Genomic DNA, 23,716 nt, shown 5'->3' on the forward strand with positions numbered 1-23,716 from the left:
TAACAAAAGTAGCTCAATGGCAGAGCAGCACCTTACCAAGGTGAAAATCGCGGGTTCGACTCCCGATTTTGTTTAACCAAATGAAAGATACCTAATAGATAGGTATCTTTTTCGTTTCTGTCCAATCTTATCCCGCAAGTATTACTGCGACTAAAAATATGATTTGTAAGATCGTCCTCGGTATGATTTTGGGAGTAGGTTTACCATCAAGCGTCAACCCTTCGCGGGCTGCTTTTATATTAGCTGGAAACATACCTATTAACATTATTGCTAATCCAATGGAAGCGATGGACGAAATCTGAGGAATGACAATGCCGATTGCTCCCAAAATCTCTAAATAACCTGTAATGGTAACGATTAAGTCTGGTTTCGGAAAAGAAGCCGGAACCATTGCAATCAAATCTGCCCTGCGTTTCCCCCAATGTGCTGATGCAGTCAATAAAAACATAACAGCAACTGCTGCTTGTAGAGATGTATGCCATTCATTGTAATAACCAACACCTGCGAAACCTAAGCCGCGAAATAACCAAAAAAATACTATTAATGCGATAAATGGAACCATTCTTTGTCCTCCTCAGCTTTTTTTACTTTCGTTGCAGAGTCACTTCCACAAAAGAAGAAAAATCGGCTATATCAAACTCCGTTTTATCTAACGGTATAAAAGAACGAGTACGAATACCAAGTGCTAGCAATACAAATAATTCACCCATTTTTTCGGCTTGTATTTTCTCAGAAATCACCCCATGTTTCTGTCCTTCTTTAATCCAATAAACCGACTGTTTGACCGACTGGGAATAAAACTGTTTTAAAACATCTGATACTTCTATTTGTCCCGATTTATTAATCAAATACATGAAAACTTGATTGGTAATATCATCTTTCTCTTTCAGCCTCCAAAAACTATCAGAAATTTGCTGCATTGGTTCGTGAAAAGTCGGATGATTTTGGTCAACTTTCTCGTTAAACTTTTGATCAGTATGATTTAAGCTCTCCTCTAGTACCCATGCAAATAAATCGTCTTTGCTGTTGATATAGTGAAAAATAGCTCCTTTGGTCAAACCTGATTGTTTCATGATATCTGCCATTGTTATGGCTTCGCAGCCTTTTTCTTCAATCAACGTTTTTACTGACTCAAGTAAGCGCCTTTTCGTTTGCATACGACGTTCTTCTTGTTTCATAAAACTGCCTCCTACGCTTTCATTATATATACCGACTATCGGTTTGTAAATATCAAAAATGGAATCCGAGTGATTTTTGTACCACTCGGATTTTTGGGATTAATTGATTTCCTTCACCTGTACAGCCTTGATCTTAATCGTCGGAGGTTCCTTTTCCTTGGGCTTCGCCTGTGAATAGAACACCTTATTGTTAAAATTATATACGTAATCTCCGATTTTAATGTACCCTGAACCGTGAATCGAAATCTTTATAGAATCACCAGTAAGTTCCACAGATACAGCATTCTCAGCAAATGTAATTTCCAATTCAGCATCATGATTGCCCCGATGAGCAATTGCGTTGCTTCGTGGAAGTGAAAGTACCCACTTACCAGTAATCTGGTACTTCTTTGTCGTAGTGTCTGCGGTCTTGGTGGTCATTTCATCCCTTTTTTCGATGGATGAAGGCTCTTTTTTCTACCTTCCGTCGCATTATAACACAAATTGTTTGACAAAGTATGCGGGATTTAAAGGTTCGTCTGTCGCAGATTGAATCAATCCCCGCCAATCTGTTTTATCTCCAGGCATAAAAACCTTTTGAATAAAAAATTGTCCGGTATCTTCATTAAATATTTCCGATGAAACTTGATTTTGAATGTAGTAATACATTTGTGATGCCATCAATTCACCTAACAAATAATTTTGATAATACACAGGAGCGATCGTAAAATGAATTTTTGCTGCCCAATGAGGATAGTCTTGATTTTTTGGCGGCTCTACTCCTTGAAGTTTTTTCACTAGTTTCCACCAAAGTTTATTGAGATCTTGATCAGGATCTCGGTAAAGCTCGCGTTCAAAAAAAACAAAGGTAATAATCCAGCGAGCCATGATTAACATTTTACGCTGCTGCATTTTTTGTTGTAATGGCATCCAAGCAGCTAGTTCTTCTTTGGAAAGACCCATAAATTTATGTAACCACTCTTCTTCTTTTGCCATACGACCAAAAAACATTGCAACTGCTTCCGTAGTAAAAATATGAGCATGAGTGCGCAAAAGAAATGGCAGCTGTCGATCAACATACTTATCGTAAACAGCATGCCCAAACTCATGGAGCATTGTCTCTAGCCAGTATTGATTTGGTTGTATATTGCAAAGTACGCGAACATCACCATTTCGGTCCATATCCAAACAAAATGCATGCTGGTTTTTATTTGAACGTTCGTATAGATCGCTTTTTGCCAGCAAATCGCGGATTTCCATTCCTAATGCAGAAAAAGTATCAATCGTCAGCTGTTCGATATTTTTGCCTTGTAAATGCGGTGTTAAATCCGTCCCAGGTATCGAAGGCGCTTCTTGAAAAAATGGATCATGATAATGCCAAGGATAGAGTACTTTGTCTTTTATTTGGTACTGCTCACGCAATTCATCATCTAACTCTCTTTTCACTCTTTGAAATGGTTCTTCTGTTTGTTTGATCAAGTCTTCAAAAATCGCAAATACTTCTTTTAAATCTAATTCTGCCAATTCAAATGACATTTCATAATGATCTCTGTAACCAAGTGATTGGGCGGCTTTATTACGAAGCTTCACCAATTGCAGCAAACCTGGTTCGACTTTTTTTCCAATCTGTTTACTTGCATGCCATACTTTTTCTCTTTGTGCTACATCTGTACTATTCGATAATGTTTCCCGTACCATGTTTTCAGTTACTTCTTTGCCATCAATTGTGGCCCGAAATGTGTTGAATTGATTGCTTAGTGTAGAAGACAGTTGCACCATTTCATGAATAATTTCCGTAGAAAGCTGGTTAGGAAAGGCATCTTGGTAGAGTCTCTCCAATTGCCTTGCATCTAAAGAGGATGAGGAGTTTTGTTCCTTTAATGTCCTGATCTTTTTAAATCGTTCTTTGTCAGAGACATACTGTCGATAAGCTTTTTCGGCTTCCATCTCCGCCGTTTGCCATTTTTCCTCTCCAGTTGTATTGACTTTCCACATGGCTTCACTCATCTTCTTCATGAAATTGCTCAATTTTTCATTTTCATCTTGTAAAAAAGGAGCCATTTTTATTCCCCCTACTCTATTGTATTTCCGTAAAACTCATTTATTGTCTCCATCTAGCTAATCTTTTTTTAATTGTCAAGTACCGTCTAATTTCATTCATGATCAAAAATAATGTAGCACGCATGTCAAATTCCTTTTCTGTTTGAGGCAGTGGCATTTTACGATATTCTTCGGTCATATTATCCAACTGTTCCAAATAGATTTCCGCTGTATTTCCCGAATGAACTGCCTCACCAATTTGATCTAAAAAATCGGCAAGCTTTTCACCATCATAAGTGCCGGGATGAAAGGAAACCAGATGCGGCAAAAGATGATCCAGGACATCAAATTGTTTATCCCGCATTTGAAAATAGCGATAAAACCAAATTTCTTCATCATCAAAACGATTTTCTACGTTGTGAACGGAACGCTCTTTTGCTTCTTTTAATAAGCGGTTGGTTTCCACAATCTCAATGCCACTCCAATCATGATCCCCCTCACGCAAATAACGTGCCATCTCATGAAAAATAATACGGAAATTTTCTTCGATTTTCTGCTGAAACCGCCGTAATTCTTGGTCAGCACTCGGCATAAATAAGTTGAGCAGCAATCCAACGGTTATCCCAACAACCATCAAGGCAAGCTCGTTTATGACTAACGACCAAGTAATATGTTTCATGACATACAGATGAAAAATAAATACCGAACTGGCGATTACACTTTCTTTTGCTTTATAACGAATCATTAAAGGAATACTGATGAGCAATATTAACGTAATCGTCCACGGATTATAACCTAAGAGTGTAAACATTGCTGCAGCTACACTCAAACCGATTAAACAAGCTAACAAACGTTGCCATGCGATTTGATAAGATTTCTTTCTTGTTCGTTGGATACACAACATAGTAACTGTTCCAGCTGATGCATAAAAAGTAAGTTGAAATGCTTGTGCAATAGCAATCGAAACACCAGCTCCAAAAGCTGTCTTTAAAATTCGATATCCTATCTTCACTATGTGTCACCTTCGATTTAGAATGTCGTTTCGTTAGAAATTACGTATGGTAATAAAACCACAAGATACCAACTACTAAAAAAAGCAGCGATACCGCTCCAAGTATAGGAGGCAAATACTTCATTTATCAAACCTCACTTTAGTTCCACAACTGTTACTCCAAGCCCGCCTTCGCTATACTCCCCATTTCGGAAAGAAGCGACGTGACTATGGCGAGCGAGAAAGGCATGTACGCCTTTGCGCAATGCTCCTGTTCCTTTGCCATGAATGAGATGAACTTGTTTAAACCCTGCTAGTAGTGCATCATCCAAATATTTTTCAATATCCATCAATGCTTCTTCGACAAGTTTTCCTCGTAAATCAATTTCTGATTTTACAAATGACCGACTCCGAACAGAAGTGATTGGTTTTGTAACAGTGGAATTTGATTTTAGTTTGGTTAGTGCTGATCGATCCAATACCAATTTTAATGATCCAACTTGTACTCTATATTGATTTTTGGGGAGCGCCTCAACAACGGTACCTTTTTGCCCAAAGTTTTTTGTTTTTACTTCATCACCGACTGCCAAATTTTCTGTTTCTGCGAGAAACGTCTCTTTTGGAGCAACCAAAGTAACTCCTGGATTTGCTTTTTCCAATCGGCTTCTAGCTTCTGATAATTTATGCTCTTTTACATCTTGCGGACGTTGTTTTGCCCAAGCACGAAGTTCTGCCAATACTTCCTCTGCTTCTCTTGTTGCTTTATTCACAATCGATCGCGCTTCTTGTCTTGCTTTTTCTTGCAGTTGGAACTTTTCTTCTTCCCATAGCTGCCATTTTTCTCGAACATCTTGATACAATTTTTCGGTTTCCATGCGCAATTGTTCTGCATGAACCCCCTCTTCTTCTGCTTCTCGTCGTGCTTTAGCAAGAGAAGTGATCACTTCTTCTAACTTACTTTCTTCTTGTGAAATTTCTCGTTTGGCAGCTGTAATGATTTCATCTGACAATCCAAGTCGTTTGGCAATGGAGAAAGCATTGGATTCCCCTGGAACCCCGACTTCTAATTTGTAAGTAGGGCGCAGTGTTTCCACATCAAACTGCACACTTGCATTTATCGCATTTGGATGGGTATGAGCAAAAACTTTTAGTTCACTATAGTGTGTGGTTGCAACAATGGAACATCCTTTTTCCAGCACATGGTTTAAGATTGCTACTGCCATGGCAGCCCCTTCTGTTGGATCTGTTCCCGCCCCTAGTTCATCAAAAAGCACTAAACTTTGATGATCAATCTGATCTAAGATGCGGATAATTTTCGTCATATGACTGGAAAATGTACTTAGACTCTGTTCAATACTCTGTTCATCACCAATATCAGCAAAAACACCACTATAGACCGGCATTGTCGTGCCTTCAAGTGCAGGAATTGGAAATCCGCTCTGTGTCATCAAAGCTAATAATCCAACTGTTTTTAATGTAACTGTCTTTCCGCCGGTATTTGGACCTGTAATAATAACTGCTTGTGTATCTTCTCCTAAGACAAGATCAATTGGTACAGCAATTTCACGATTCAGCAGCGGATGTCTTGCCTGTTTCAATCGTAAAGGAGAGCTTCTTGTCAATGCTGGAATAATCGCCCGCTCCAACCTTGCATATTCTGCTTTGGCAAATAATCCATCCAACTCTTTTAATATTGCAACATTTCCTTCTAACTCCGTTGATACTTCTGCGATGAGATTGGACAAAACGGATAAAATTTTATCAATCTCTCTCGCTTCCTCTAGTTCCCATGTTCGAAGCTGATTATTTAATGCAACAACAGAAGCTGGTTCGATATAGAGTGTAGAACCTGAGGCCGATTGATCATGGATCATTCCGGCAATAGAACCCCGATATTCTGCTTTTATCGGAATGACATACCGTTCATTGCGGATGGTAATCAGTGCTTCTTGCAACATTTTTTGAATACGTGAAGATCGCAGCATTTGCTGCAATGTTTCTTGAATCCGCTGCCTGCCATTCACCAGCTTTTGCCGAATGGAACGCAGTTCCTCACTTGCTGTGCTTTTTACTTGTAAATCTTCGTCAATGCAGCGTTTTATTTCTACTTCTAGCTCATCTAAGCTAGTGATTTGTTCACATTTTGTTCGGAGATAAGGCAGTTCTGCTTTTTCTAAAGGAATCTGACGCATTGCCGATTTGATTTGTCGTCCGGCATGAATGGTTGTCGCGATCGCCCAGCATTCCTCGATCTGCAAAATACTCCCCTTAACCACACGCTTTAACGCATTGCGGATATCTTCTAAGCCAAAGAGCGAAAATTCTCCACGCAAGCGCAAAAAATCCATCGCTTCTTGTGTTTTTTGTAACCGTTGTTTCACTTGTTCAAAATCAGAGGAAGGAGTAATCGCATCCACCTCTTCTTGACCAAGTGAAGTCGTTGTTAATTCTTTTATCATTTGTTTTATCGTCGTATATTCCAATGTATTCCAAGACGATTGATCCACTATGTACACCTCCGTGCCAGCAAACATTCTTATTATAGCATTGCGAGCGAGAAAACACACGGTTGAGCGTGGGATGAAAGCGTCGGAGGGATAACTTTTTGTTCTATCAAGATTTGACCACAAAACCCGCATCCATGAAAAAATCACCCATGCCCGTCATGATTTTTTACATAAACTATCGACTAAGCTGGTGAACGAAAACCAAGTCATCAGCATCGAAACGCTGCAAGTAAAAAACATGGTAAAAAATCATAAGCTGTCGAAATCAATCACCGATGCTTCGTGGTCGGAGTTTATTACGATGTTAGTATACAAGGCGAAAGAGTATGGAAGGAAATTGGTGAAAGTAGGAAAATCCTTCCCATCCAGTCAGCTTTGTTCGAGTTGTGGCTATCGAAACAAAGAAGTGAAGAAACTCCAGCTTAGAGAATGGGCATGCCCAGAATGTGGCGTTCACCATGATCGAGACATCAATGCAGCCAAAAACATATTGCAAGAAGGTAGAAGATTACTTGCCATGGGGCTTACGGTCTAAGCTTGGTAAACTTCCTTGGGTTGCCCGAGGATTACCCAAGAATCCCATGGATTCAGCCGGCGGAGTTGTCAAACCACTAAATACGAGTAAAAAACGGCATACGATGCAGACTATACGATAGGAGGTGGGAAAGAGTATGCGTCACATTATTCGCTTTATCGTGTCCGTTATCGTATTGGAGGTAGTTGCCTTTTTGGTACCTGGTTTCACCATTGCGAGTTTTGGCTCAGCCATCCTTGCAGCACTAGCCATCATGGTTGTTGGTTGGCTGATTGAAATGATTTCAGGCAATAAAATAACCCCTTATGGCAGGGGTATCGTCGGCTTTCTTGTCAGTGCAGGCGTATTGTATTTGATCCAGTATCTCGTTCCTGGCTTTCGAATTGGGCTGTTTTCGGCACTAATCGCTTCGCTTATCATTGGGATTATTGATATATTTGCACCTACTACCAGATCGAAGGCATAAACGACTACGAGGCATCTCTTTCCTTATAAGGAAAGAGATGCCTCGTCCTATCGCCTTAAATTACAGGCGAATACGATTAAGACCTCTTGAACAGCTTCGACATAGCAGCAGCTGTCATCTGTGCCATTGCCTGCTTTGTAGCCTGTGTACCAAGGCTCGGAACCTTAGGCGTCCTAGGAGCAAATGGAGGTCGATTCAGCTTTACACCAGAAACAGGGTTGGGCTGGTAGTTACGAGGAAGCAGACGATTAATCTGAGTCACCACGAAATCAATATTCTTATAAGCGTCGCCAAGCGCACGCTGAACAGTAAGCATGGCTTCCGACTCAGCAGCCATCTCCTCACACCGATGCTTCAGTGCCACTCGCTCAGGAGTATTTGTCTTATCACTGTTCCCCTTCACATCATGAAGAAGTTCAGCCACCGCAACCTCATGCGGACGGAGATTGCCCACATAATCCTTATGAAGTGTCTGGTACTCAATGACCAGAAGATTCACATTTGTAAGCCATCCATCGATACTACTCTTGACCTTAGACCTCGACAGATTCGGGCCCGATCCACGTTCCTTTTCTTCAGCCTTATACTGCTGAACCTGCTTTCCAAACCAAGCAGTATCGTTCTTCTTGGTAATCGAATCCTTTACCATTCCCTGAAGGGTTCCGTCGGACATTCCAGTTCCTTTCGATAACAGGTTGAGGATTTTCTATTTATATCCTCTCTGTTTTCTATTGTATTCGAAAAATTTTATTTTTCAATACATAGATCATTTATTTTTTATTAAATCTCTACTTAACATATCCTCTATCAAGATTAGACAACGACTCTATAAACAGTAGATAAATTTACAAAAGTGGGTTACTGGAAATTCCAGTAACCCACTGCTAGTTTTACTTACAGAATATATGTTTTCCAATCTTTTTGATCTGCGGTCTGCTCCAAATCCATTTGGAAGTAGCCGTTTCTGGGTTAAAATAATACGTTGCCCCACCCGAAGGATCCCAGCCATTGATCGCATCTTGGACTGCTTTTTTTGCAGTAGCATTTGGTGTAAGCCAGATTTGTCCATCCGCTACAGCTGTAAATGCTAATGGTTCAAACAAAATACCAGAGATCGTATTTGGAAATCTCGAATCATCCAAACGATTTAAAATAACTGCCGCAACTGCTACCTGACCGGTGTACGGCTCTCCCCTTGATTCCCCATATACTGCCTGTGCTAAGAGCTTCAAATCCGCACTGGAAAATCCACTGGAAGACTTCACTGGCTGTGCTGGCTTTCCACCTGGCCTCCAAGCTTTGGTCGCTTGCCACAATTTTAACTTGGTTTTCCCGCCAACCAACCCATCTGATTTCAAACCAAATTTCCACTGAAACCAAGTGACCGCATTTTTGGTTTTTGCCCCAAAGGAACCGTCTATTTTTCCATTAAAATAGCCAAGAAACTTCAATCTTCCTTGCAGTTCGTACACATCTCCGCCGCTTGCACCATAACGTAGAGTAGTCTTGCCAAACGGTTTCGCTTCAATAGTATGTGTAACGATGATAAATGGCGTGATAAAGAGGAATAAGAGGGTGATCATTACCCATTTCTGTCTCAACGAACATACACAACCTTTCGTTTCTCTCGGTTGAATTTCTACAGTATTATTCCTCGTTTAACAATCCATATTCATTGCTCATTTTAAAAACATATAATCTACCAACTAGAAAGAGCTTGTTTTTTCTTAATTAACCTATTATTATGATAAATCAGAACAAACATACGTTGCTAATCATCTGAGACGTTCATACTATATAGAGGATGATAAATCACATGAATCACGAACTGCTTGATCCAAAAAATGATTTTGTTTTTAAACGTATTTTTGGCAGTGATGAAAACAAAGATATACTGTTAGCTTTTCTTAATCACACCCTACAGGAAGCTGGGGAGCCGGCACTTGCTGAAATTATTTTGCTCAATCCCTATACAGAAAAAGATTCTCCAAGTGATAAACAGTCAATTTTTGATATCAAAGCAAAAACCGTCGCAGGAACGATCGTAAATGTTGAAATGCAGTTGTTTAATCGATATGATAACGAAAAACGTACATTGTACTATTGGAGTAAACAATACACGGAACAGCTCAAAGAAGGAGACCTTTACAAACAGCTCAAAAAATGTATTACAATCAATATAGTAAACTTTTCCTTTTTACCAAACGATCAATACCACAATGTGTTTCACTTGCGGGAAGATAAAAGCAAAATACGATTAACGGACGATCTTGAGATTCACTTTCTCGAATTAGCGAAAATAGATTCACAAAAAAACCCAACAAACCGTGGACTTATCAATTGGCTCCTATTTTTAAAAACGAGGGATAAAAACAAGTGGGAGGTGCTCCAAATGAGTGATCCAATTCTCGGTAAAGCAATGAATGTGTTAGAGTTTCTCAGCCAAGATGAGGAAACCCGTCGGTTATATGAAATGCGGCAAAAAGCACTCCATGATCAAGCTTCATCTATTGCAGGGGCAAAAGAAGAAGGGATTAAAGAAGGGATTAAAGAAGGAATAGAAAAAGGGATAGAAAAAGGGGTATTGAAAGAAAAGGTAAATAATGCAAAAGCAATGTTACAAAAAGGTCTCGATATAAAGATGATAGCGGAGATAACAAAAATGACAGAAGAAGAAATTGTAAAACTCCAAACTTATATCTCACAGCAAGCGGAGACGAAGAAATGAAAGAACCACAACTGATAATCCCAGCAGAATTTCTTCGCCAAGATGAGGAAGCTCGTATACGGGAAGAAATGCGTCAAAAAGCGCTTCATGATCAAGCTTCTATCTTAGCTGCGAAAGAAGAAGCAAAAGAACAAGCAAAAAAAGAAGAGAAAATAAAAATCGCTAAACGAATGCTCCAAAGAGACTTTGATATCTCATTCATATCAGAAATAACAAAACTCACACTCGATGAAATAAATGCCTTAAAAGAATAGCTCCTATAAAAAAAGCACCCGATCGGGTGCTTAAATTGTTTCATCCTCGACTAAATGCATTAACTCATCAAATTCTTGTTTCAATCGCAAAAATTCATCAGCTATGTTACACGCAGATAATACAGCTAATTTGGTGGTGTCTAACCGTGGGTTCATCTCCGCTAGTTCACGCATCTTGTGATCCACAAGAGTAGCCACCTCTCGCATATGCGCTGGGTTAGCTTTACTGACTATAGGATAGGACTGACCATATATTTCGACAGACATCTTGTTTTTGCTCATAAAACGAAAGCCCCATTATTATCTCAATTTTGCCCCGAACGTCTCCACAAGATAGGCCACAGCCCCATCATGTGCGTTCTGTACTTCTTCATCTGTTAAGGTGCGGTCATCTGAACGATAGACGAGATTAAAGGCAATACTTTTCTTACCTTGTTCTACTTGCTCTCCTGTAAACACATCAAACAAAGTCACTGTTTTGAGTAATTCTCCAGCTACTGCTCGAATCCCTGCTTCAACTTGACTTACTGGGACAGATTCATCAATCAGCAAAGCAAGATCTCTTGAAATACTTGGATAACGGGCAATAGGCTTGTAAGTAAGAGCATGGAGTCTCGCTTGTAACAAGCTTTCCAGATCAATTTGACACACTACCGTATCATCCAGATCATATTTTCTGCCCAGCTCTGGATGAATCTGTCCAATTACGCCTACCATTTGGTTGCCATACTTCAATAACGCTGTTCTGCCAGGGTGAAAACCTTCAATGGAAATACCCTCATACTCAATATTGGTTATATGAAGTCGATCCAATAATGAAGTTAACACCCCTTTTGCTGTAAAGAAATCTCCACCTTGATGAGCAGGCTGCAACCAGCTTGCAGGACGGTAATTCCCAGTTAATAAAAATGCGAGCTGTAGTCTTTCTTCTGGCAGCGTATGTTGATTATCATCGCTTGCTAAATATACATTTCCTAACTCATAAATAGAAACGTCTGCAACTCCATGATTGCGATTACGTGCAGCAACTTGAATCAGTTGTGGTAACAAGTTGGTACGCAGAATGGCATGTTCATTACTCATTGGCATAGCAATCGGAATAGGGATGTGAGGGACAGTCAAAGGATATGTTATCTCTTCTTCCAATACCTCTGAAGTAAGGCTGTAAGTAACAACTTCATGAAATCCAAAATCTCGTAATGTATGACGGATATCTCTTCTTATCTCTTGCCACGGAGTTCTACCTCCTGGCTGCTGCTGTCCCCATAAGAGCGAGGTAGGAATTCGATCATAGCCATAAATACGAGCTACTTCTTCAATCAAATCTGCTTCCAAACTGATATCTGGACGACGAACAGGTACTCTCACTAGATAAACATCATTTTCAATCGTAACCGGGAATTGCAGACGATCGAAAATAGAGACAACCTCTGCTTCATCCAATTCTATTCCCATTACAGTTGTCAATCGGTTATGACGCAATCCAACTTCAATTTCTTCTACTTCGCCGATCCCCTCTACTACCATCTCAGAAGCAACCTCTCCATATGCCAATTCACAGAGTAACTGCACAGCTCTTGCTAAAGCAGGTTGCACGCGTTCTGGGTTCACACCGCGTTCAAAACGATAGTTGGCTTCAGAACGGATTCCCAACTTACGAGATGTTTGCCGAGTGAGGTGTGGATCGAAATATGCTGACTCCAACAAAATAGTTGTCGTAACAGGTGTTACTTCACTTGATTCTCCACCCATGATCCCTGCAAGACCGAGAATTTCATGTCCATCGGTTATTAATAATGTATCTTGATCACAAACTCTTGTATTCCCATCTAATGTTACTACTTGCTCCCCATCTGCTGCTCTGCGAACAACAATATGCCCATCTCTTACTTGCTCATAATCATAGGCGTGAAGCGGCTGACCCGTTTCCAGCATAACATAATTCGTAATGTCTACAATATTATTAATCGGGCGAATCCCCGCTGTAATCAAGCGATTTTGCATCCACTGTGGAGAAGGCCCAACTCGCAAATTATGAATTACTTGTGCAGAATAAATGGGACAATCCTCTTCACTTTGAAGAGAAATAGATACTGGGAATAACTGCTCTGGGGATTCTTCTACCTCTACTTCTGGTAAACGAAGCTCACGATTGAAAATAGCAGAAATCTCATAAGCAACACCAAACATGCTTAAACAATCCGAACGATTTGGGGTAAGTTGAAGTTCGATTGCTTGATCATGCATACCTAAATATTGTCTTATACTTTGACCAATTTTTGCATCTTTCCCAAGAACCAAAATTCCTTCTTGCTGTTCTTTCATCAATACTTTGTCTGGCAATCCTAATTCTTTTGCAGAGCAAATCATTCCAAAAGACTCCACACCACGAAGTTTGGTACGTTTTATTTTAATATCTCCGGGTAAAGTAGCACCTTCTAATGCGACCGGTACCAACTGACCTGGAGCAACATTTTTCGCTCCGCATACAATTTGCAAAGGTACATTGTGTCCAATATGAACAGAGCAAATTTGCAAGCGGTCTGCTTCTGGATGAGGCATACATTGAAGTACTTTTCCTACAACTACTCGGGATACTCCCATATCACGAGTATAGATAACTTCCACTTCGATTCCGGTACGATTTAATTCTTCCGCAATATCTTCCGGAGAGACCCCTTCTAAGTCAACATATTCTGTTAACCATTCATAAGAAACTAACATATTATTCCCTCCCTTTTAAACCGACTTAAATTGTTTAATAAAACGTAAATCATTTTGATAAAAATGACGAATATCGTCTATGTTATATTTCAATATGGCGATTCGCTCTACTCCAATACCAAATGCAAATCCGGTATATTTTTCCGAATCATATCCTGCTTTTTCTAATACATTTGGGTGAACCATTCCAGCTCCTAAAATTTCGATCCAACCTTTTTCAGGGTGAAATATATCTACTTCCACACTCGGTTCAGTGAATGGAAAATAACTAGGGCGCAATCGAATCTCCGTATCTTCTCCAAACAAATTGCGAATAAAGTGCAAAAGTACGCCATGCAATTCACTCATGGATACACCTTCATCTACTACTAAACCTTCGATTTGCGTAAATTGATGAGAGTGAGTTGCATCATCATCATCACGCCGGTAGACTTTTCCTGGACAAATAATGCGAACAGGAACATCTCCCTTTTTCTCTAACATTGTACGTACTTGTACGGATGAAGTATGTGTACGAAGCAATGTTTCTGGAGAAATATAAAATGAGTCTTGCATGTCACGAGCTGGATGATTTTTAGGGAGATTTAACATCTCAAAATTCAAATAGTCCGTTTCTACTTCAGGTCCCTCTGCAATATGAAATCCGAGCCCAATAAAAATATCTTCCATTTGGTCAATAATCGCGTTGATAGGATGAAGGGAACCTAATGGAATTTGCTCTCCCGGCAAAGTTACATCAATGTTTTCATTTGCTAATTTCTCAGCCAATGCTTCTTGTTCTAACTTTTCTTCTGTCTGTTCAATAAGAGAATTTAACGTTGCACGTACATCATTTACAAGCGCACCGATCACAGGTCTTTCTTCAGCAGATAAACTGCCCATCCCTCTTAACACACTTGTAATTTCACCTTTTTTTCCAAGGTATTTCACTTTTGCCTCTCTTAGCGCTTCGAGATGAGGTGCTTCCACAATTGCTTGTGATGCCTCTTCTTGCAACGCTAACAACCGGTCACGCATCGCACACTCCCCTTAAAAATAAAAATCTCCCATCCCTAAGGGACGAGAGTTCGCGGTACCACCCTTGTTGAGGAGAAATTCTCCCCCACCTTTCACTGATAACGGACAGCTTATACCGGTCCCCCCTACTTCTGATTTCAAGGGGCAGCTCAAGAGTGAATAACATAGGTAGTGCCATTGAAAAGCTCACAGTCTAAGGCTTTTCATCCCTGTAATGGATACACCATGTTCTGTCTCCGTCATAGCCGAGAAATATAGATGAATAAAGATCGCAACCATTATATAAGATCACAGTAAAAGTTGCAATTGCTTCAAATGATTTTTGTCAAATCTTTCAGTGCTTTTTTGAAAATCCAAAGTTGTTTGGATTTCGAATTATCTTGTAGAATATTGTCTAATCCATTCATAAAGTAACATTCCTGCTATCACAGATACATTATAAGATTCTGCTTTTCCCGGCATTGGAACCATTACTGCCTGATCCAGCTGATCAACAATAGAATCGTGTATCCCTCTAGCTTCATTGCCTAAAATAATGGCAGCTTTTTGTGGGAATATAAAATCATAGCTGTACATGCCGTTATGGGGAGAAGTTCCTACAATCACATAATTTTCCCGCTTCAAATCACCTATAACATGCAGGAGTTTTTTTTCATACACCGGCAGATGAAACAAAGCCCCCTGTGTCGAACGAATCACTTTGCTATTAAAGGGATCAACGGTTCCTTCTCCCAAAATGACAGAATTTACTCCGGCTGCGGCTGCTGTACGGAGAATCGTTCCTAGATTTCCTGGGTCTTGAATTTCATCCAATAACAAAATGAGTTTGCTATGAAGCAGACTTTGTTCCCACACCCATTCTGGCATTTCCACTTCAGCCATAATTCCTTGTGAATGTTTCGTCTCGGCTAATTGTGAAAAGACAGGAGACGCAAGCCGATAGATTGGAAGATCCATCTCCTCAAAAGATGGAAGATCGCCGTTATTTTCAAACGTTTCATCTGCCATAATTGCTTTTATTCTTATGTTTGCTTTCAGTGCTTCTTGCAAAAGATGGACACCTTCAATAAGGTATGTACCAGCCGTTTGGCGTCCTTTTTTTGTTTGTAATTTTTTCCAACGTTTAACTTGCCCGTTTTGGGGAGAGCTTATGAAATAGAACATGAAAATATTCTCCTTTGTTTTGATGGAGATCAAAGAGGTGATTGTTTAGATGAATTTTAACATACGCGGCGCTGTGATCCATAACATTCAAAACATGGACAACAGTGAGTTGGTCGGGTTGATCGAAGACTCGATTGCCCAAGGAGAAGAAAAGCTTCTTCCGGGATTAGGTGTTCTGTTTGAGGTCATTTGGAAAAACAGCGATCAAACAGAGCAGCAGCAAATGATTACAACATTGCATGAGCAAATTCAAAAGTAGATTTTATGGAAAAGACCACTTCTATGCAAAGAAGTGGTCTCCTTTTATATGTCTAAATATTTTTAGCATATCCTCTGACACTACGATACACAATGCCAGAGGAAATTGTTGCAAAGGTCAGACCCTGGTGGCTGAAACTGTCTTACTGTTATGTGTTACAACATAACAGTCCTTACCATGAACGACATGCCAGACCCCTTCCCTAGGTCGGTAATCAAAGGAAACTCCATCGGTTTGAAATTCAAGCAGTCCCAAATCCTTCGCACCTTGGAGACCCTTGGCAGAAATCGGTACTCCACCAATTTCAATCTTCTCACCATTCAAGCTGGACATGTTTCTCCTTCTGCAACAATTGGATACTTGCTAGTTCAGTATATCAGTAATACAGAAAAAAGAGTTCATCTATCTCGTTAATCTAAATCAACTTATATTCCCCTCTGACAATTGGAAGAAACAATGCCAAAGGGGATTGCTACGAGGATCAAACAACCAACTGGGCTGTTACCTTCACGCCATCTGTTACTACATGGTATCTGCCATTGTGATGTGTGATAATACACACACCCTGCTCTCCACAATCGAAACCAACAGCGTTTACTTGAAAGGAGGGAAATCCCTTATTCTTTATCATCTGAAGAAGAGCTGGTGTAATCCTCAAACCCCCGATATCAATTGACGGACCTTCAATCAGCCTATCGCTGGACATGTTTTCTCCTTCTGCAGCGACAAATTTTACTTTTTAAGTATAACAATCTACAAAAGAAAAACAATTTTTATCTTATTAATTTCTCAATTGTTCTCCGATCCAATTTCGCAGTCAATGCGACTAGCCATTGAATCAAGTATTCTACATCTCGATTATCGATAACAGATGTATGGCTGTGAATATAACGAGAGGGCACACCCAATGTCAAGGTCGGAACTCCTGTACCATAAACATGAATATGACTAGCATCAGTTCCTCCGCGTTGTACTACCTCATACTGAAAAGGGATATTTTCTTCTTCTGCCACATCTCTTGCCAACTGCAGCAGCGGCTGATGGGCGATATGGCCAGCGTCATACAAAGCCAGAACTGGACCTTTGCCAAGATGAAGGTGTGTCGGCGTAAAACCTATTTTTGGAGTATCTGTAGCAATACCCACATCAATTGCAAAAGCAACATCGGGTTTGACTACTGCAGTTGCAGTTTTTGCCCCTCGTCGGCCTACTTCCTCCATCACTGTTCCAACTGCATATACTTGGTTGGGGTGCCTTATTCCTTGTGACAGACGATACAGTACTTCCGCCACCACTGCACAGCCGATGCGGTTATCCATCGCTTTCCCAACTACTCGATTGGGATTGCTCATCTGTGTATAAGGCGAATAAGGAATCACAACATCTCCCGGCCGTATTCCTAAAACATTCGCTTCTTCTCGAGATTCTAAACCCAAATCAATAAATAGATCATCAATGTTTACACCTTTTTTCCGATCTTCTAGTGGCATGAGATGAGGAGGTTTTGAACCAATTATCCCCATATATTTCCCACTGCGACTCAATACTTCTACACGCTGAGCTGGGAGAACCTGACTCCACCATCCACCTAATGTTTGAAAGCGCAAATAACCTTCTTCTGTAATATTCGTCACCATGAAACCGATTTCATCTAAGTGAGCTGCGAGCATCACTCTAGGACCAGATAAGCCTTTTTTAGCAATTAAGCTACCCAGGCGATCTGTCATTATTTCATCAGACCAAGGTTCCACCCACTTTTTCATTACTTCCCGAACGTCTTGTTCACTACCTGAAGGACCCGCTACATCTACCAATTCTTGCAACATTGTTGCGAAAGAATGTTTTACTGTTGTTGTGTGTAACATAAAACACCACTTACCCTTTCTTCACCATTGACGTTAACCATGAGGCTGTTGCTGCATAATATTCGATTATTATCCTACAAAATTTAAAGAGGGTCAAAATATTTTTGAAACAAAAAAATCCTCCAAAGGAGGATTTAAAAACATCCAAAACCGCCAAATCCAGGACCAAAACCGCCGCCAAATCCACCAAGCCCCCAGCTAAACCAGCCGAAGATCAATGCTAATACCACTATAATGATGATGATGGCTATCAAAACACCAATACCGGTTCCTAAAAATCCAAAAGATCCGAATCCACTCATGTGAGAATCCTCCTTTAGTACTTTTTCTATATCACTACCTTATGTACCTCAGGAGAATTGGCAATAGATATTCACACAGGAAAACACCTAATTTATGCTGCTTTCCTTGTGAGAAACAGAGTCACACTAATGAGCAAAAATGCAACTGCCGCCATCATTGGGATCGTGATAAAACCAAATAAATGCAAGTAATCAACTGTACAAGGAACACCTGCTTTACAAGTAGCAGCCGAAGCTAAATTCGGGAATTGTTGGATAACAATATGGTACAAAGAAATAGCCAATCCAATAATGGAAAGCGGTAATACATATGTGGAGATCTTTTTATCTTGGCGATAAGTAGCTATGCCTAACAAAATAACAAGCGGATACATCAATATACGTTGATACCAGCATAACACACATGGCACAAATCCCATTACTTCACTGAAATAAAGGCTGCCACCCATCGCTATCATCGCTACCAGCCATGCGAAATACAATCCAAAGCGATCTGCTAATGCTTTCATTTTGCTTGCAACTCTTTCTCAATCGCTGCTTTAATATCTGCATAAGAAAGACTATTTTCTATATATTTTCCATTGATCATAATTGCAGGTACACCACCAATAGCTGTAGCATTAAATTTGTCATTGTCTGCGAGAGTTTCTTTTTCAAATGTTTTCTTTTGCAAGTCTTGCTCTACTTTCTTCGAGTCCACTTCTGGAATATTCTTTTTAATTAGATTAACCAAAAATGTTGGTGTCGCCCATTGTACATTTTCGTTTCCTTGGTTTTTGTAAATGGTATCAAAATATTTCCAAAAAGCTTGCGGATTTTGTTTAAAAACAGCCTCCCCTGCTTCTCCTGCTGTTAAGGAGTCAGGACCAATGACTTGTGTATTGGTGAAATAAAAAGAAACTTTCCCAGTATCAATGAAGTCTTTTTTCAATTGAGGCATAATTTTATCGTGGAATTGTTTACAAACAGGACACTTAAAATCTCCAAATTCCATTATTTTCACAGGGGCATTTGCTTTCCCTAAAAATGGTTGTCCTGTGTAATTAATGGAGTAAACTTTTTCTGTAGCTTCGTTATTACTTGTAAACTGCCCTACAACTCCATATATGCCTAGTGCAATTACAAGTATAAGTACAGTACCTAGAACAATTCCTTGCATATCGCGGGACTTTTTTTGATTCGCCACCAGCTTCACCTCTATTTTATAAATATACACTATATGAGCCAACCGATTTAATTTTTGTGCTCAATTAGGGTAAGTATACAAAAAATAATAACAAGGATAGAGAAAAATTTCATCTTTTAATGTGTTAGGAAAATATTGGATAAATTATATTTATATCTGTCCTGTATCTTCGCTTTGTATGTAACGATTCACAATGTGTTACAATGTGTTTGATTGGTTGATACTTAATAAATAGATTACATAATTAGTATAATTGCGTAAGCAAGGAGGCAGACATCAATGAAATATCGTTCCATGAAAAATGTGGATAAAAAAGTTTCAGAAGTTGGATTTGGAGTTTGGTCAGTTGCTACTCCATGGTGGGGAGTAAAAGATGAGACGCTAGCAAAAAAATTACTTAGAGTAGCTTATGAAGATTATGGAATTACCTTTTTTGACACTGCGGATGTCTATGGACAAGGAAAGGGAGAAACTTTACTTGCCGAGGCACTAGAAGGTTTATTAGACAAAGTGGTTATTGCAACCAAATTCGGTTATGACATCTTCGCAAAACGCGGAGATCGCCATGGCGGACACAGTGAACTACCCCAGTTCTGGGATAAAGAATCGATCCGCAAGTCTTGTGAAGCAAGTTTAAAACGTTTAAACATTGAAACCATTGATGTATACCAACTTCACAATGCGCGTATGGAAGCAATCGTAAATGACGAAGTGATGGAAACATTAGAGAGATTAAAAGAAGAAGGAAAAATTCGCAGTTATGGTGTTGCATTAGGGCCAGATATTGGCTGGTTGGATGAAGGTTTAGCAACTATCCAAAAACAAAAAATGGACATGGCACAAATTATTAATAATTTGATTGAGCAAGATCCTGCAAGAGCATTGATTAAAGCAGCCGAAGATGAAGGGACTTCTTTGATTGCAAGGGTTCCTCATGCTTCTGGACTTTTGGATGGCTCATATGATCCAGATAAACACTTCGACAAATCAGATCATCGAAACCACCGTCCAGTAAAATGGATGCAATCTGGTGTACAAGCAGTAAGAGATTGGAGTTTTATTTACAAAGGAACAGACCGCACGATTGGACAAGCTGCTATCTTATATTCTCTATCTAGTCCTGCGATCAAATCAGTCTTACCAAATATCACGAGTGAAGCAAACTTAAAAGAGTTTGCAGAAGCAAGTGAAAAAACACCATTTACTGCAGAAGAACTGAAAAAAATTGAAGAGCTTTGGGAAAACGGACAAAAAGAAGCTTTAAAACAGCCTTTTTCAAACAGCAAATCCAAACCAACTCCAGTCGCTATCAAACAATAAACCTACTTATCAGAGAGGAATCTTCGGGTTCCTCTTTTCTCCTTAAATTTAGATAAACAGACTGGTTCCAATTCTCTTTTTTGGCATAAAATAGTAGATATTAAAAACTCTACTATTTCCTGCAGGGATTCCAAAAAATACATTCTCATTTATTTAGAAAACGGGAGAAACTGTAATTATAAACTAAGAACGGGGGTATTCGCCTCCATGCGATATGTTGTTGATACCAATGTTTTGTTAAACAGTACAGACAAACTCAATCATCATCAAATTGTTGTTCCATCAATAGTTTTAAGAGAACTTGAGAAGCATAAACTTTCACAAAATCAATCCCTGGCTTATCAAGCACGTTCTGCTACCAGATTTATCGAACAGCATTTGGATCGGATTTTGATTGATGTAAAGGATTATACAGTACAGCTAGGAAACAATTTCGATGCAAACTATGCTGATAACAAAATTTTGCAGTGTTGTATTGACAGTCAATCTGGGTTAATTACAAACGATTTATTGTTGAAACAAAAAGCCCGCGGATTCCAAATTCCTTTATTAGAATTGGATATTGAGGAAAAACAATATTACGGATATGTAGAAAGTCATGTAGAAGATACTCGTTACGCGGCACTGTGCCATAATCTGGACGTCAACCATTTTGACTTGTTACCAAATCAATATTTAGTGATTAAAGATGGAAGCAATCATGTTGATTTATTAAGATGGACCGGAGACAGTCATATTTATGTCAGGCCCCGCGGTTTTGATACTACGTATTTTGGAAAATTTTCTCCCAAAGATGCCTATCAACGCTGTGCATTAGATAGTTTACGTACGAACACGATTACTATGATCAAAGGAAAAGCAGGGTCAGGTAAATCGCTGATCGCTTTAAATTATGCAATGCGTGAAATTGAGAAAGGAAAGTATGATCGGCTTATTTGTTTTGTCAATCCAATGGCCTCTCGTAATAGTGCAAAACTAGGTTTTTACCCTGGCACAAGAGATGAAAAAATTATGGATTCTGCAATAGGTTCCATGTTATGCAGTAAATTTGGGGATAAAATGATCGTAGAAGATTTACTAAAGGGAAAAGACAAAGAACCGCCAAAGCTCATATTGTTGCCTTTCAGTGATATTCGCGGATTTGACACAACAGGACTCCGAGCAATTGTCTATATTATTGAAGCACAAAACCTTGATGTAGACTTAATGAAGCTTGCAGTACAACGAATTGGCGAAGATTCTAAACTCATTATCGACGGGGATTTTGATGCCCAAGTCGACCATAGCAGCTACGAAGGTGCAAACAATGGAATGCGTCGGCTGTCAGAAGTATTTCGCGGGGAAGATTACTATGGGGAAGTAGAACTGCCGCATATTTATCGCAGTGAAATCGCAAAAAAAGCAGATCTAATGTAAAAGAACTGCCATTTTTCATGGCAGTTTTTCTCTATTCATGATGGTATTTTTTCCATGGGTTCCGGGATGGAACCATTAATACAATTACCATCCCGGAACAGCCTAGGGCTTTCGATCAGCCGAGGGTGACGTCTGCGACACCATCGACGACCGTGCGATCCTCAGTACCGAAGACTCGCTCGATCGTCTTCTCCCTGTGTGCCTGAGTGGCATCGCCACTGGAAGAAGCTTCATTGGTGCCCTGCGTACCGTCAACAGCAGAAGAATCGATCCCAGACATGTTTTGTCCTTTCTCTCATAATTGAGAGATAGCGATTAAAATGGACTATCCTCATTATAGAGAATTCTTTAAAAATAGTAAATCTGTTCGAGAATGTTATTACAAAACTGTTTTTTTCGCACAGCAGTTTAATCTATCTATAAATAAGAAATTGTCAGAGTTCCCGGGGCGAAGCATACGCTTCGCCCCAGGGTTGAGTATCTAACTACCGATGGAACTAGAAGAAATCACCTGCGATATCGCCCAGCCCCTGCGTAGCAGTATCGGCTTCCTCGTTGATCACATTGGTTACAGCATTCGTACCAGAGTTGACTGCATCACTTGCAGCCTCTTCACCTGTACCAACGGCAGCACCCGCTGCGTCAGTTCCTTCGTTGACCACATCTGCCGCAGCATCGGTACCTTCATTGATGATGGAAGCAAATCCCTGCTGAACATTGTCAAGGAAATTGCCAAAGACACCCATATCAGCTTGCCCTTTCTCCCAAAAAGCATGAGAGTTGTTAAATAGAAAGAACATCTTTATTATATGAATATACATTTTATATGTAAATAATAATTATAAAAAAAAGAGAACGCATTATGCGCTCTCTTTCGCTTGGTGTTTCTTGTTTTTTCGATGCTGATATGTTTGAATTGCTTTTTTCGCTAGCCAACTTATCATCACAACTGCCGTCTCTGCGATCATCGCTTTGCGTTCTGTAGGCAGTTTCCGAAATTTTGCAATAAAGTTATTTTGTTTATCCATATGGTATCCCACCTTTTTGAGGTATTCGCCTAATGAATAAGTTTACATTGCTCTTTGGGCTGAACAAGTATTTATCTATTATAACATAAAGTTTTATTCATTGGGTCTCATTACTGAAATTCGGATTCCAGCGCAAGATCAATGCGAGAACTGTTAAGCTTCTCCAGATCAATCCAGTCGAAAAACATAGTTCGATTGATAGTCAATTTATTTTCTTAAAATATATTTCAGAATAAAACATAAAAGTAAATTATTCTAACAATCCCTCCTGCCATTTGGTATAATAATAGAGAATCATTTCCTTTTGTGAAGGAGGTGTTTTAAAAATGCGTTATTGCAACGAACCAGATTGCAACCACTAATAACTGCCGCAAATTTTGATGTACTTACATTTTTATATAACGAAAAAACCTAGCCAAAAATGGTTAGGTTTATTCGTTGGAATTTAGATTTTTATGAAAGCACTTTTTTTCCCAATTGATTCTGTTAGATGGACCCGATGAAATTCATCGAGTCCAAAAGGTAATGTTTGTATTAACCCTTATTGGGAACAGGAGGTTTCACACGAGGACGGCGAGTCTTCGACTCCTCTACGAAACGCGGAGTAACTTCCTCTCCAAGCATGCGGTACGTTGGAGACTCCTCCGATCCCTGATTCCCCGGCACTCGCACTTCATCCTTTTCATTCTGCTGACTCATTCTCTCTCCCAAATCTAGCAGTTGGATGAGTTACATACTCTTTACAAGTATACAAGAA

Annotated in this window: 28 protein-coding genes, 1 tRNA gene, 1 pseudogene and 1 other annotated feature; of the genes and pseudogenes, 8 read left to right on the top strand and 22 right to left on the bottom strand. The window is 39.6% G+C overall.

Going from position 1 to position 23,716, the window contains the following annotated elements; translation table 11 throughout:
• Window positions 1-79: transfer RNA gene (locus AC5WOC_RS15110), tRNA-Gly, on the top strand.
• Between the two features lie 48 nt (window positions 80-127).
• Here AC5WOC_RS15110 and AC5WOC_RS15115 read toward each other — a convergent pair.
• From AC5WOC_RS15115 to AC5WOC_RS15140, 6 genes are all read right to left on the bottom strand, one after another.
• A complete protein-coding gene (locus AC5WOC_RS15115; RefSeq protein WP_496056247.1) occupies window positions 128-562 on the bottom strand; it encodes a DoxX family protein in 435 nt (144 codons plus the stop codon).
• A 22-nt stretch (window positions 563-584) separates the two neighbouring features.
• On the bottom strand, window positions 585-1,178 hold the full coding sequence (locus AC5WOC_RS15120; protein ID WP_496056248.1) for a TetR/AcrR family transcriptional regulator: 594 nt from the start codon (window positions 1,176-1,178) through the stop codon (window positions 585-587).
• Between the two features lie 99 nt (window positions 1,179-1,277).
• Complete coding sequence (locus AC5WOC_RS15125; protein ID WP_496056249.1) at window positions 1,278-1,598, bottom strand: hypothetical protein; 321 nt, start codon at window positions 1,596-1,598, stop codon at window positions 1,278-1,280.
• Window positions 1,599-1,649: 51 nt separating this feature from the next.
• The gene (locus AC5WOC_RS15130) at window positions 1,650-3,218 is read right to left on the bottom strand and encodes a M2 family metallopeptidase (RefSeq protein ID WP_496056250.1); all 1,569 of its coding nucleotides are present in this window, start codon (window positions 3,216-3,218) and stop codon (window positions 1,650-1,652) included.
• A 40-nt stretch (window positions 3,219-3,258) separates the two neighbouring features.
• The gene (locus AC5WOC_RS15135) at window positions 3,259-4,209 is read right to left on the bottom strand and encodes an aromatic acid exporter family protein (RefSeq protein ID WP_496056251.1); all 951 of its coding nucleotides are present in this window, start codon (window positions 4,207-4,209) and stop codon (window positions 3,259-3,261) included.
• 134 nt (window positions 4,210-4,343) lie between these two features.
• On the bottom strand, window positions 4,344-6,695 hold the full coding sequence (locus tag AC5WOC_RS15140; protein ID WP_496056252.1) for an endonuclease MutS2: 2,352 nt from the start codon (window positions 6,693-6,695) through the stop codon (window positions 4,344-4,346).
• Window positions 6,696-6,822: 127 nt separating this feature from the next.
• Between AC5WOC_RS15140 and AC5WOC_RS15145 the strand changes: the two are divergent.
• Both AC5WOC_RS15145 and AC5WOC_RS15150 read left to right on the top strand, forming a co-directional pair.
• Window positions 6,823-7,230, top strand: a pseudogene (locus tag AC5WOC_RS15145) (RNA-guided endonuclease TnpB family protein); the annotation flags it as partial.
• 136 nt (window positions 7,231-7,366) lie between these two features.
• A complete protein-coding gene (locus AC5WOC_RS15150; RefSeq protein ID WP_496056253.1) occupies window positions 7,367-7,696 on the top strand; it encodes a phage holin family protein in 330 nt (109 codons plus the stop codon).
• Between the two features lie 76 nt (window positions 7,697-7,772).
• Here AC5WOC_RS15150 and AC5WOC_RS15155 read toward each other — a convergent pair whose 3' ends face one another.
• Together AC5WOC_RS15155 and sleB are read right to left on the bottom strand one after the other, a co-directional pair.
• Entirely contained in the window at window positions 7,773-8,369 is a 597-nt protein-coding gene (locus tag AC5WOC_RS15155) for a hypothetical protein (protein ID WP_496056254.1), read from the bottom strand.
• 217 nt (window positions 8,370-8,586) lie between these two features.
• Entirely contained in the window at window positions 8,587-9,297 is a 711-nt protein-coding gene (gene sleB, locus AC5WOC_RS15160) for a spore cortex-lytic enzyme (protein ID WP_496056255.1), read from the bottom strand.
• 215 nt (window positions 9,298-9,512) lie between these two features.
• Here sleB and AC5WOC_RS15165 point away from each other — a divergent pair, with 215 nt between their 5' ends.
• Window positions 9,513-10,424, top strand: a complete 912-nt coding sequence (locus tag AC5WOC_RS15165; protein WP_496056256.1) for an Rpn family recombination-promoting nuclease/putative transposase — start codon at window positions 9,513-9,515, stop codon at window positions 10,422-10,424.
• Window positions 10,421-10,678 (top strand): Rpn/YhgA-type helix-turn-helix domain-containing protein, encoded by a 258-nt coding sequence (locus tag AC5WOC_RS15170; RefSeq protein WP_496056257.1) that lies wholly within the window; start codon window positions 10,421-10,423, stop codon window positions 10,676-10,678. Before AC5WOC_RS15165 ends, AC5WOC_RS15170 begins: the two co-directional genes overlap by 4 nt.
• A gap of 30 nt (window positions 10,679-10,708) precedes the next feature.
• Here the strand turns inward: AC5WOC_RS15170 and zapA are convergent, their stop codons facing one another.
• From zapA to AC5WOC_RS15190, 4 genes are all read right to left on the bottom strand, one after another.
• On the bottom strand, window positions 10,709-10,960 hold the full coding sequence (zapA, locus tag AC5WOC_RS15175; RefSeq protein ID WP_496056258.1) for a cell division protein ZapA: 252 nt from the start codon (window positions 10,958-10,960) through the stop codon (window positions 10,709-10,711).
• Between the two features lie 18 nt (window positions 10,961-10,978).
• Complete coding sequence (gene pheT, locus AC5WOC_RS15180; protein ID WP_496056259.1) at window positions 10,979-13,402, bottom strand: phenylalanine--tRNA ligase subunit beta; 2,424 nt, start codon at window positions 13,400-13,402, stop codon at window positions 10,979-10,981.
• Window positions 13,403-13,417: 15 nt separating this feature from the next.
• On the bottom strand, window positions 13,418-14,419 hold the full coding sequence (gene pheS / locus AC5WOC_RS15185; protein WP_496056260.1) for a phenylalanine--tRNA ligase subunit alpha: 1,002 nt from the start codon (window positions 14,417-14,419) through the stop codon (window positions 13,418-13,420).
• A gap of 35 nt (window positions 14,420-14,454) precedes the next feature.
• Window positions 14,455-14,671: a binding site (T-box leader), on the bottom strand.
• 123 nt (window positions 14,672-14,794) lie between these two features.
• Window positions 14,795-15,583 (bottom strand): TrmH family RNA methyltransferase, encoded by a 789-nt coding sequence (locus AC5WOC_RS15190; protein ID WP_496056261.1) that lies wholly within the window; start codon window positions 15,581-15,583, stop codon window positions 14,795-14,797.
• Window positions 15,584-15,632: 49 nt separating this feature from the next.
• Between AC5WOC_RS15190 and sspI the strand changes: the two genes are divergently transcribed.
• Complete coding sequence (gene sspI, locus AC5WOC_RS15195) at window positions 15,633-15,842, top strand: small acid-soluble spore protein SspI (protein WP_496056262.1); 210 nt, start codon at window positions 15,633-15,635, stop codon at window positions 15,840-15,842.
• 117 nt (window positions 15,843-15,959) lie between these two features.
• On the opposite strand, the gene AC5WOC_RS15200 is transcribed toward sspI, so the two are convergent.
• From AC5WOC_RS15200 to AC5WOC_RS15225, 6 genes are all read right to left on the bottom strand, one after another.
• Window positions 15,960-16,175 carry a hypothetical protein gene (locus AC5WOC_RS15200; protein WP_496056263.1) on the bottom strand — a complete coding sequence of 72 codons (216 nt, stop codon included), beginning with the start codon at window positions 16,173-16,175 and terminating at the stop codon, window positions 15,960-15,962.
• 148 nt (window positions 16,176-16,323) lie between these two features.
• Window positions 16,324-16,548, bottom strand: coding sequence for a hypothetical protein (locus AC5WOC_RS15205; RefSeq protein ID WP_496056264.1), 225 nt, complete (start codon window positions 16,546-16,548; stop codon window positions 16,324-16,326).
• A gap of 67 nt (window positions 16,549-16,615) precedes the next feature.
• Window positions 16,616-17,707, bottom strand: a complete 1,092-nt coding sequence (locus AC5WOC_RS15210) for a M42 family metallopeptidase (protein ID WP_496056265.1) — start codon at window positions 17,705-17,707, stop codon at window positions 16,616-16,618.
• 134 nt (window positions 17,708-17,841) lie between these two features.
• Complete coding sequence (locus AC5WOC_RS15215) at window positions 17,842-18,009, bottom strand: YjcZ family sporulation protein (protein ID WP_496056266.1); 168 nt, start codon at window positions 18,007-18,009, stop codon at window positions 17,842-17,844.
• 92 nt (window positions 18,010-18,101) lie between these two features.
• Window positions 18,102-18,518: a disulfide oxidoreductase gene (locus AC5WOC_RS15220; RefSeq protein ID WP_496056267.1), complete on the bottom strand. Its 417-nt coding sequence runs from the start codon at window positions 18,516-18,518 to the stop codon at window positions 18,102-18,104.
• Window positions 18,515-19,195: a DsbA family protein gene (locus tag AC5WOC_RS15225; RefSeq protein WP_496056268.1), complete on the bottom strand. Its 681-nt coding sequence runs from the start codon at window positions 19,193-19,195 to the stop codon at window positions 18,515-18,517. Before AC5WOC_RS15225 ends, AC5WOC_RS15220 begins: the two co-directional genes overlap by 4 nt.
• 279 nt (window positions 19,196-19,474) lie before the next feature.
• On the opposite strand from AC5WOC_RS15225, the gene AC5WOC_RS15230 reads away from it, so the two are divergent.
• Together AC5WOC_RS15230 and AC5WOC_RS15235 are read left to right on the top strand one after the other, a co-directional pair.
• Complete coding sequence (locus AC5WOC_RS15230) at window positions 19,475-20,515, top strand: aldo/keto reductase (RefSeq protein ID WP_496056269.1); 1,041 nt, start codon at window positions 19,475-19,477, stop codon at window positions 20,513-20,515.
• 207 nt (window positions 20,516-20,722) lie between these two features.
• A complete protein-coding gene (locus AC5WOC_RS15235; protein WP_496056270.1) occupies window positions 20,723-21,931 on the top strand; it encodes a PhoH family protein in 1,209 nt (402 codons plus the stop codon).
• A gap of 115 nt (window positions 21,932-22,046) precedes the next feature.
• On the opposite strand, the gene AC5WOC_RS15240 is transcribed toward AC5WOC_RS15235, so the two are convergent.
• The 4 genes from AC5WOC_RS15240 to AC5WOC_RS15255 all read right to left on the bottom strand — a co-directional run bounded on the left by AC5WOC_RS15240 (window position 22,047) and on the right by AC5WOC_RS15255 (window position 23,658).
• Window positions 22,047-22,211: a hypothetical protein gene (locus tag AC5WOC_RS15240; protein ID WP_496056271.1), complete on the bottom strand. Its 165-nt coding sequence runs from the start codon at window positions 22,209-22,211 to the stop codon at window positions 22,047-22,049.
• A 217-nt stretch (window positions 22,212-22,428) separates the two neighbouring features.
• Window positions 22,429-22,677 carry a hypothetical protein gene (locus AC5WOC_RS15245; protein WP_496056272.1) on the bottom strand — a complete coding sequence of 83 codons (249 nt, stop codon included), beginning with the start codon at window positions 22,675-22,677 and terminating at the stop codon, window positions 22,429-22,431.
• 114 nt (window positions 22,678-22,791) lie between these two features.
• Window positions 22,792-22,959: a hypothetical protein gene (locus AC5WOC_RS15250; protein WP_496056273.1), complete on the bottom strand. Its 168-nt coding sequence runs from the start codon at window positions 22,957-22,959 to the stop codon at window positions 22,792-22,794.
• Between the two features lie 534 nt (window positions 22,960-23,493).
• Window positions 23,494-23,658: a hypothetical protein gene (locus tag AC5WOC_RS15255; protein WP_496056274.1), complete on the bottom strand. Its 165-nt coding sequence runs from the start codon at window positions 23,656-23,658 to the stop codon at window positions 23,494-23,496.
• Window positions 23,659-23,716: the final 58 nt, after the last annotated feature.

Source organism: Shimazuella sp. NTD247, from assembly GCF_059510415.1.

Bases quoted from the DNA above. Each gene is read 5' to 3' on its own strand.
- AC5WOC_RS15115 (WP_496056247.1), bottom strand. From the start codon at position 562: ATGGTTCCATTTATCGCATTAATAGTATTTTTTTGGTTATTTCGCGGC.
- AC5WOC_RS15120 (WP_496056248.1), bottom strand. From the start codon at position 1,178: ATGAAACAAGAAGAACGTCGTATGCAAACGAAAAGGCGCTTACTTGAG.
- AC5WOC_RS15125 (WP_496056249.1), bottom strand. From the start codon at position 1,598: ATGACCACCAAGACCGCAGACACTACGACAAAGAAGTACCAGATTACT.
- AC5WOC_RS15130 (WP_496056250.1), bottom strand. From the start codon at position 3,218: ATGGCTCCTTTTTTACAAGATGAAAATGAAAAATTGAGCAATTTCATG.
- AC5WOC_RS15150 (WP_496056253.1), top strand. From the start codon at position 7,367: ATGCGTCACATTATTCGCTTTATCGTGTCCGTTATCGTATTGGAGGTA.
- AC5WOC_RS15155 (WP_496056254.1), bottom strand. From the start codon at position 8,369: ATGTCCGACGGAACCCTTCAGGGAATGGTAAAGGATTCGATTACCAAG.
- AC5WOC_RS15165 (WP_496056256.1), top strand. From the start codon at position 9,513: ATGAATCACGAACTGCTTGATCCAAAAAATGATTTTGTTTTTAAACGT.
- AC5WOC_RS15170 (WP_496056257.1), top strand. From the start codon at position 10,421: ATGAAAGAACCACAACTGATAATCCCAGCAGAATTTCTTCGCCAAGAT.
- zapA (WP_496056258.1), bottom strand. From the start codon at position 10,960: ATGAGCAAAAACAAGATGTCTGTCGAAATATATGGTCAGTCCTATCCT.
- pheT (WP_496056259.1), bottom strand. From the start codon at position 13,402: ATGTTAGTTTCTTATGAATGGTTAACAGAATATGTTGACTTAGAAGGG.
- pheS (WP_496056260.1), bottom strand. From the start codon at position 14,419: ATGCGTGACCGGTTGTTAGCGTTGCAAGAAGAGGCATCACAAGCAATT.
- AC5WOC_RS15190 (WP_496056261.1), bottom strand. From the start codon at position 15,583: ATGTTCTATTTCATAAGCTCTCCCCAAAACGGGCAAGTTAAACGTTGG.
- sspI (WP_496056262.1), top strand. From the start codon at position 15,633: ATGAATTTTAACATACGCGGCGCTGTGATCCATAACATTCAAAACATG.
- AC5WOC_RS15200 (WP_496056263.1), bottom strand. From the start codon at position 16,175: ATGTCCAGCTTGAATGGTGAGAAGATTGAAATTGGTGGAGTACCGATT.
- AC5WOC_RS15205 (WP_496056264.1), bottom strand. From the start codon at position 16,548: ATGTCCAGCGATAGGCTGATTGAAGGTCCGTCAATTGATATCGGGGGT.
- AC5WOC_RS15210 (WP_496056265.1), bottom strand. From the start codon at position 17,707: ATGTTACACACAACAACAGTAAAACATTCTTTCGCAACAATGTTGCAA.
- AC5WOC_RS15215 (WP_496056266.1), bottom strand. From the start codon at position 18,009: ATGAGTGGATTCGGATCTTTTGGATTTTTAGGAACCGGTATTGGTGTT.
- AC5WOC_RS15220 (WP_496056267.1), bottom strand. From the start codon at position 18,518: ATGAAAGCATTAGCAGATCGCTTTGGATTGTATTTCGCATGGCTGGTA.
- AC5WOC_RS15230 (WP_496056269.1), top strand. From the start codon at position 19,475: ATGAAATATCGTTCCATGAAAAATGTGGATAAAAAAGTTTCAGAAGTT.
- AC5WOC_RS15235 (WP_496056270.1), top strand. From the start codon at position 20,723: ATGCGATATGTTGTTGATACCAATGTTTTGTTAAACAGTACAGACAAA.
- AC5WOC_RS15240 (WP_496056271.1), bottom strand. From the start codon at position 22,211: ATGTCTGGGATCGATTCTTCTGCTGTTGACGGTACGCAGGGCACCAAT.
- AC5WOC_RS15245 (WP_496056272.1), bottom strand. From the start codon at position 22,677: ATGGGTGTCTTTGGCAATTTCCTTGACAATGTTCAGCAGGGATTTGCT.
- AC5WOC_RS15250 (WP_496056273.1), bottom strand. From the start codon at position 22,959: ATGGATAAACAAAATAACTTTATTGCAAAATTTCGGAAACTGCCTACA.
- AC5WOC_RS15255 (WP_496056274.1), bottom strand. From the start codon at position 23,658: ATGAGTCAGCAGAATGAAAAGGATGAAGTGCGAGTGCCGGGGAATCAG.